Annotated in this window: 7 protein-coding genes; all 7 read right to left on the minus strand. The window is 44.7% G+C overall.

The genetic code is table 11. The annotated features are described in order from the left end of the window. Nucleotides 1-738: 738 nt before the first annotated feature. A complete protein-coding gene (locus AC06L3_RS08835) occupies nt 739-1,566 on the minus strand; it encodes a nucleotidyl transferase AbiEii/AbiGii toxin family protein (RefSeq protein WP_475670255.1) in 828 nt (275 codons plus the stop codon). Continuing rightward, on the minus strand, nt 1,563-2,192 hold the full coding sequence (locus tag AC06L3_RS08840) for a type IV toxin-antitoxin system AbiEi family antitoxin domain-containing protein (protein ID WP_475670256.1): 630 nt from the start codon (nt 2,190-2,192) through the stop codon (nt 1,563-1,565). Before AC06L3_RS08840 ends, AC06L3_RS08835 begins: the two co-directional genes overlap by 4 nt. A 153-nt stretch (nt 2,193-2,345) precedes the next feature. After that, nucleotides 2,346-3,290: a hypothetical protein gene (locus tag AC06L3_RS08845; RefSeq protein WP_475670257.1), complete on the minus strand. Its 945-nt coding sequence runs from the start codon at nt 3,288-3,290 to the stop codon at nt 2,346-2,348. Beyond that, nucleotides 3,287-3,982 (minus strand): vWA domain-containing protein, encoded by a 696-nt coding sequence (locus AC06L3_RS08850; RefSeq protein ID WP_475670258.1) that lies wholly within the window; start codon nt 3,980-3,982, stop codon nt 3,287-3,289. Before AC06L3_RS08850 ends, AC06L3_RS08845 begins: the two co-directional genes overlap by 4 nt. Before the next feature lie 83 nt (nt 3,983-4,065). Continuing rightward, nucleotides 4,066-4,758, minus strand: coding sequence for an NUDIX hydrolase (locus AC06L3_RS08855; RefSeq protein WP_475670259.1), 693 nt, complete (start codon nt 4,756-4,758; stop codon nt 4,066-4,068). Between the two features lie 229 nt (nt 4,759-4,987). Then, entirely contained in the window at nt 4,988-5,677 is a 690-nt protein-coding gene (locus tag AC06L3_RS08860) for a queuosine precursor transporter (protein ID WP_475670260.1), read from the minus strand. Nucleotides 5,678-6,191: 514 nt separating this feature from the next. Next, the gene (locus tag AC06L3_RS08865) at nt 6,192-6,710 is read right to left on the minus strand and encodes a hypothetical protein (protein ID WP_475670261.1); all 519 of its coding nucleotides are present in this window, start codon (nt 6,708-6,710) and stop codon (nt 6,192-6,194) included. Nucleotides 6,711-6,841 lie beyond the last annotated feature (131 nt).

Raw genomic sequence — 6,841 nt, forward strand, 5'->3', positions numbered from 1 at the left:
GAGCTTAATTGCTTCATACACTGGTTGATTAATAGATAATTTGTCGATTAAATATAATCAAAACCAGTGTATTTCTTATATCATTACATTGGAGGACTCGGCGGCAATCGCTGCGGCTCCCCGGCAGGGGTTAGTACAACATGCTGCTGAAACGGAAGTCTTCTGGTTCACACATGAAACACGCCGTCTACGCCGTGAGAAAGTACTTCAAACTTTTCGGCTTGAAGTGTCCATCTGGCAGCCAATCCTCCTATTCCCGCAACACGAACCCTGCCGGTGGTGCTTGGAAAATAACATGGTTTGCTAAGGTTTGTCAAAATTAGACAAATTTGATGAATCATTCAAATAAATATGAGATAATGGGAAAGTGAACAACTGCCCCTTTTCGTGGTCCTGCCTATCTCTTCCTCTATCGTTCCTGTGAGACCTTCTCTAACTTTCCGTCATCGCACCATTACCTGGCAGTTCTATCAATGAATTCTATCTGCTTGGAATTGGTAGAGTTGATTATCATAGCGGACTTCGGGAGTTTGTTGAACAATTTGGCGTTGTGCAAAGATAGTGTCAATGAGTGGCTTGACTCCCCTCATAGAACTCTTCCAGCACGTCTTTCATTTCATGGGGGAGATAAGTTTTTGCTTGATGAACTATCGCCGGTGGAATATCCAAGTCGGCTACAAGGCTTAATGCCAGTGGCACCGCGTTTTCAAAACTTAAGCTACTTACAGAAGTTGGGTATCACTGCTGGAACTTTATCATATCGGCCAGCTGAAGGAAGTAATCGTTGGTCCAGATGTCGAGCCCTGGACGTTGCTGAAGTCCGATGTAAGGCAGTACATCCTGCTTGACATTGTTGATATCTGTTGTGGCAAGTTTATTCCTAAGCTGTTCCATGAATTGCTCCCGGCTGACATCTTCTCCGCTGAATTCTTGGATTCTTGCTTGCAGATGATTGAAGTCAAGCGGTATATTATGACGTATATACCATTCAAAATCAAACCAATCCCTTCCCTTGCCCCTTCTCTGCCAATTACGGTATACAAGGGCATGCATTTTCCCCGCATAAAGGTCAGGCAGTGTAAAACAACGTACCATGAATGAACTTGGCTGCAGCATGAGCTTTGGTTCTGTGTTGAATGACAGGGGAGGATCTGTGTCAAGTTCAATCTTGACCTTGACCATCTTTCTAGTCTGAAACTTGATGTCATATGCTTCTGTGTTCTCCTTAAGAAATGCTGATTCCACTCTGCCGAAGGCTGCCTTCTCCTTTTTCGTGATTTCTACTTCAAAACCAGCTAACTTGAATTCTTCACGTATAGAATCAAAATAATTCTCTAGATGAATATCATTGCGCTTTTCGGTAAGCGAGAAATCCATGTCTTCAGAAAAACGGGGGAGACCATGGAACATTCTCAGGCATGTGCCTCCATAAAAGGCTGCATGGTCAAAGAAACCTCCGCGCTTGAGACCTGCAAGTGCAATCTTCTGGCATACCTCCTGTTCGGCATTTGGTGTTGCGGTACCGCTTCCGTTGTATCCGGCAAGCATTGATTCATATATTGTCATCGTTCAATCATTTTTACAAGGTTTGTCAATATATGGGACTTACGGCCTGCCTTTGCACATTCAAGGATGATTTCTTTATCCAGTTCCATAAGAATATCCATATCAAGTCTCATATCTTCCTCAAGATATGCAGCAAGTGCTGAGATAGACTGAGACGGTACGAAATTGTCATATAAAATTGTGTCGCAAAGAGCCTTTTCCCTGCTTGCCATAAGAAAACTTACGCCATTGTCTTCAATGACTTCAATGCCTATTGGGAAATAGCTGGCAGGAACCTGCATGTATGAGAATTCGCCAATCGGTGTCTTGAAAGAACGCGAGCGCTTGGTTGTAACACTGGTCATCTGGAATACCTGTTCAGGTATCATTCCAAAGTACCTGAGTGCCCATTGGAGTGAAACATATGATGGACCATATATGTGGTTTGCGCACAAGCGGGCATCGGTCTCCCTGCCTGTAAGTTCTTTGTTGACTATGTATAGATTGCGCTTAAGACGTATTAATTCTTCCTGCTTTTCCAGTGCCTGTATTTTCTTGTCCGGGAATGCCAGGTCTGGAAAGCACGTCTTGATGTCAGATGTAGAAACAGGGATGCCTGCGAACTGTATCAGCGGATTTCTTAACATATTTGATTTATATTAACTGGCACAAATATAATAAAAATTGCACATAAAACGAAGTAAATATACTTTTACTGTGCAAATCTTTATAATATAGAGTTGTTTCATTGGAGAGAAATTCCTTTGTTTTATTAACTATCGCCGGTGAAAGAACAGCCTTTACATTCCTATAAGTTTCTTGAACATACGGACTACGCGGCTGCTCTTTTCCGGCTTGCTGCTCTTGTCTTCCGAATCTAAGAATAAGCATGCCATTCTCGTTTCCGCTATGCATGCTTCTTTCAATTTCTCAACGGTTCTGCGAGACTTCTGTTCCTCCATTTTCAGTTTCTCGAATGTCCTGATAGACTTCCGCTTCTCCATACGCAGTTTCACTATCTGTTCATACTGTTCAAGCTCACGTTCGGCCTGGCCAAGCAGTTCCTCCAGAATGGCCTCCATGTCAGGTTCCGGTTCGGCATAGATTTCCTTTGCAATGTCGAGCGATTGTTTGTTCAATGATGCTATGAGGGCGTCGTTGAGCTCACAGACCAGGCGCTTGACCTTTGCACACAGTCTCGATGTCCTGGTGCGTAACGCTCCCTGGCTGATTTCGAGAATGTTTGCAACATCCCTGTCGTCAAGATCGATATCCGGCCACGAATAGAAGCCCTTGAAATGCTTGTAGGCGCTCCGGAAGAACAGATAACGGTCCTCGCTGGTTTCATGCTGGTTGAACCAGGCAATGGCAAAGCCTACGTGCATCAGGGTAATGTCCAGCTGCCTGCCGCTGCCCGCCGATGCAAGCTGCCTGCGGTACTCCGCCAAAGCTTCCCGCATCTCTGTAAGAATCCTGTTCTCCTCCAGCAGGAATCTCCTGAAGGTCTGGCGCAGCCATGCCGGAGTGGCCTTCTCATCCTTTATTTGCTGGAGATAGTAACCCTTGATGTCAGCAGAGACATACTTCGGCCTGGCCTCGTACAGGTAGAGGTAGAAGTCGCTCAGATAGTCATCAAATGTTTTCACTGGCGATAGTCCTGAATCATTGAAGAAGACCTGCCGGTAGGTGTTCTCCAGCAGGCCCCTGTGGGTTACCATCAACAGGTTGTAAATCTTTTGCTTCATGCTTTTTTGTCCTTTTCGTTCATTTCCTCAGGCTCATCAAAGAAGTTGCTGTCAAATGCCCTGGCTATTCTTTTCTTGCGGGCCTTCTCAGGTGAATCCATCTTGCGGTAAATTTCATTTTCCTCAAAATATCTTTCACGGCTCAGGCGTTCCCTCTCGAACATTGCTCTGGTACCTTCATCATCCTGCACGAAGTTCATTGCATTGCTGATATTGATGGTCATGGCCACGCTTACTGCATCCTGATTGGCTCCAATGTATGTGAACATCCAACCTTTCTTCTTGAGTTCGTCAATGATAGTGGCAATGGCCTTGCCGGTATATTCAACGCTGCTGTTTTCCTCACCATCTGTGATTATGGTAACCAGAACGCTGTCATCATCGCTTACCTCATTCCTGATGCTGTTGATGCCGAAGCCTATTGCATCATAAAGTGGAGTGCTGCCTCCGGGATTGTATTCCTTTGGTCTAAGGTCTTTCACTTCATTGATTGAAATCTTGTCCCTGAGGAGTCTGATGTTCCCTGATTCAAAAGGAATGATGCTCACCAGCTGCTCCTGCTCTGGATACTTTTTTTGCGCTCCGCGTATTGTCTGCAATGTTTCGTTAAGACCGTTCAGAGCCTGACGCTCAATACATCTCATGCTGCCACTCTCATCGAGAATAATCAAATTGAATACTTTTGTTTTCATACTCATCACGTTTTAAGTTTAACTTGTTACAATAATAGGTAGGGGAGTGGAGAGGGTTGTTACACCAATGGGCTGAAAATATTTTAAAATTCCAGTTGAAAGCCCTTTTTCTTGAAGAGCTCGTAGTTTTCCTTGTTGAATGAATAGAGGAGGGCATCTCGCTTGGCGGTTGGCCTGACTGTCTCATCGAGCTGGGTCAGCAGTTCGTAGTGCAGCATCTTCTTGGCAAAGTTGCGACGGTCGAATTTCACATCGAGTATGGATTCATATAGAACCTGAAGGTCCTTCATTGTGAATTTTTCAGGAAGCAGTTCGAATCCTATCGGCTCGAAGTGAATGCGCTCCCTCAGCTTCTTCATTGCATCGCGCAGGATTTTGTCGTGGTCAAAGGCAAGCTGCGGAACTTCGTCGATAGGGAACCACTGTGCTTTTGCTGCATCATCGCCCCCTTTTACCTCCTGTATGCGCACCAGCGCGTAATGTGCAATTGTGATAACTCTCTCTCGCGGATCTCTTCCCAGGTCTGAATAAGTGTTGAACTGCTCTATGTAGGCATTCTCAAGGCCGGTTTCTTCCTTCAGTTCCCTTAAGGCACCTTCTTCGGCAGTCTCATCCATATTCAGGAATCCTCCAGGGAAAGCCCATTTACCTTTGAATGGCTCAATGCCTCTTTCAATGAGCAGCACCTGCAGTTCGCTGCCATCGAAACCGAATATCACGCAGTCTGTGGTAACAGCCGGGTGAGGGTACTTGTAACAGTATTTATTCTCTTCCATATCTTACTCGTGTAAAAATTACACAGCAAAGATATAGTGCTTTTTTCAATCCGCCAAATAATTTGTGTAAAAATTACACATTATTACTTATTTTCCGCTCCTTTGTGCAGGCAGATGCCATTACAATGATAATGATGGTGGATGTAGAATACTATGATGTCAGTTCTTGAAAAATTTATGCCGGAAGACCTTCCTTGATGGTTTTAAAGATGTAACTTTGTGCTTCAGTTTACAAATCAAAGAGTTTCCAGATGCTGTACGAGATATCATTGTCATAGACATCTGTCTGTTCGTGCTTCTTCACCCAGGCCACAATGCGTATTGTAAGGGGTAGGACGATTATTTCATACGTAGTCTTGAGCAATACCTGGACGGCCATAAGCCAGGGTAACTCCTCAATAGGAACGATACCCAGGAAAGCCAACGGGAAGAAGATGATGGAGTCCGTGATTTCTCCGAAAATTGTACTCAATATTGCTCGGAGGGAGAAACGCTTCTGCCCGTCGCGGACTTTCATCTTCGACATTACGTATGCATTCACGAAACTTCCGCAGAGAAAAGCTGCTAACGAGGCGCAGACGATGCGTGGCGCGAGTCCGAAAATGGCGTGGAAGCCTTCGGCGTTATCCCAATAGGCGGCTCCAGGAAGCAGGTCGCAGAGTGCTCCAACGCCTACAAAGAAGAAGTTCATGATGAAACCAGTCCAGATAAGCAGCCGGGCCTTCTTGAACCCCCATACCTCGCACACCACGTCATTGATGATGTAGGATATTGGAAACACAATCAGGCCGCCTGTCTGACTGTGGCCGAAGAATGCAATCTGTTTGGTTTCGAATACGTTTGCCGCGATAAGGCAAATGCAAAAGAGTATGCTGAAAAGCATGAACAGCACATTCACTGAGTGATTTTTTGCTTTCATTTTCTTGTTTTTAAAGAGGTTACCAAGCACTCTGCCTTGTTTTTTAAGAGGTTGTCAAGAAGTCTGGCATCAGACCTCACTGCAAAAATAATAATCTTTCCATCATTCCGACACATATATTTGCGGCAAAAATCCTATTGTATTTGCGCAGCAAAAATCAAAGTGTATCTTTGTACCAGGAGATGTTCGCTCCGTCCGTGATGGCCGGAATAATCAAAGGATGAACGTATTGCTGGCATCCGGAGGATATCGGTGGACTATCATTCAAAAGGAAATCCGAGACAAATATATGTCTGCGCTCGAACGTGCCAGTGTCCAAGGTGACGTAAGCGATTTTGCATCCCTCCTGGCCAATATTGCCTCACAATTTGCGTAAATTCATACTTTTAGCTATCTTTGTAAGTCTTTGAATATAAAGTAGTTCACTTCCCCACGCAGGATTTAGAACTTATTGATAATCAGAATAGAAACTGCTTCGTGTCGTTTCCTGCTTTAGGTTGACTCCGACAGGAGTCTATCCCTGATAGAAGTTGACTCTGGTTTTACTTATAACTGATAGGGATTGACTCTTGACATTCTTTCTCTGCCTGATTGACTTTGGCATATTCGGGAAGGCTTTTCTCAAATATTTCCAAAGAACCATCTCGTATTCGGCGTTGAACAGGGATACCCAGAATCCAAGCGTGAGTTCACCGTTGATCTTGTCTATGGTGACAGATTCTCCACGTCTCTTTATGTGATTGCCTGCTGTCGTCACATACTTGTATAGATCCTTCAATGCCGGGTCTGATTTGAGGAATTCGTACCAATCCTGGCGTCCAGTCATCTTGACGAGTTCGCGTATCACGGCATTCCTCAGAGTGACTTCAAAGATGGATAGGGAAGGCTCCAGCGATTCTGCCAGCCGTATATTCTGCTCATAGTGCTGGACAGCTTTCTTTTCGTTTCCGGGATATCTGTCAAAATACGGCTTCATCCTTGCCTCTGAAAAGGCGGAATCAAAAAATATTTTGTTGTATTCTGAATTCTTCATATATTTGCAATGCAGTCCCGGTCGTTCCTCTCCCAGACGTAAGTGCTGGTGATGAATCCGGGTTTTTTCTTTTTATGCCGGTCCGCCGGTATTCTCATTTGCGAATATACGAATTTTGTGGCCAGCCTGCA

The sequence above is a fragment of the Candidatus Egerieousia sp. genome, assembly GCF_056211015.1.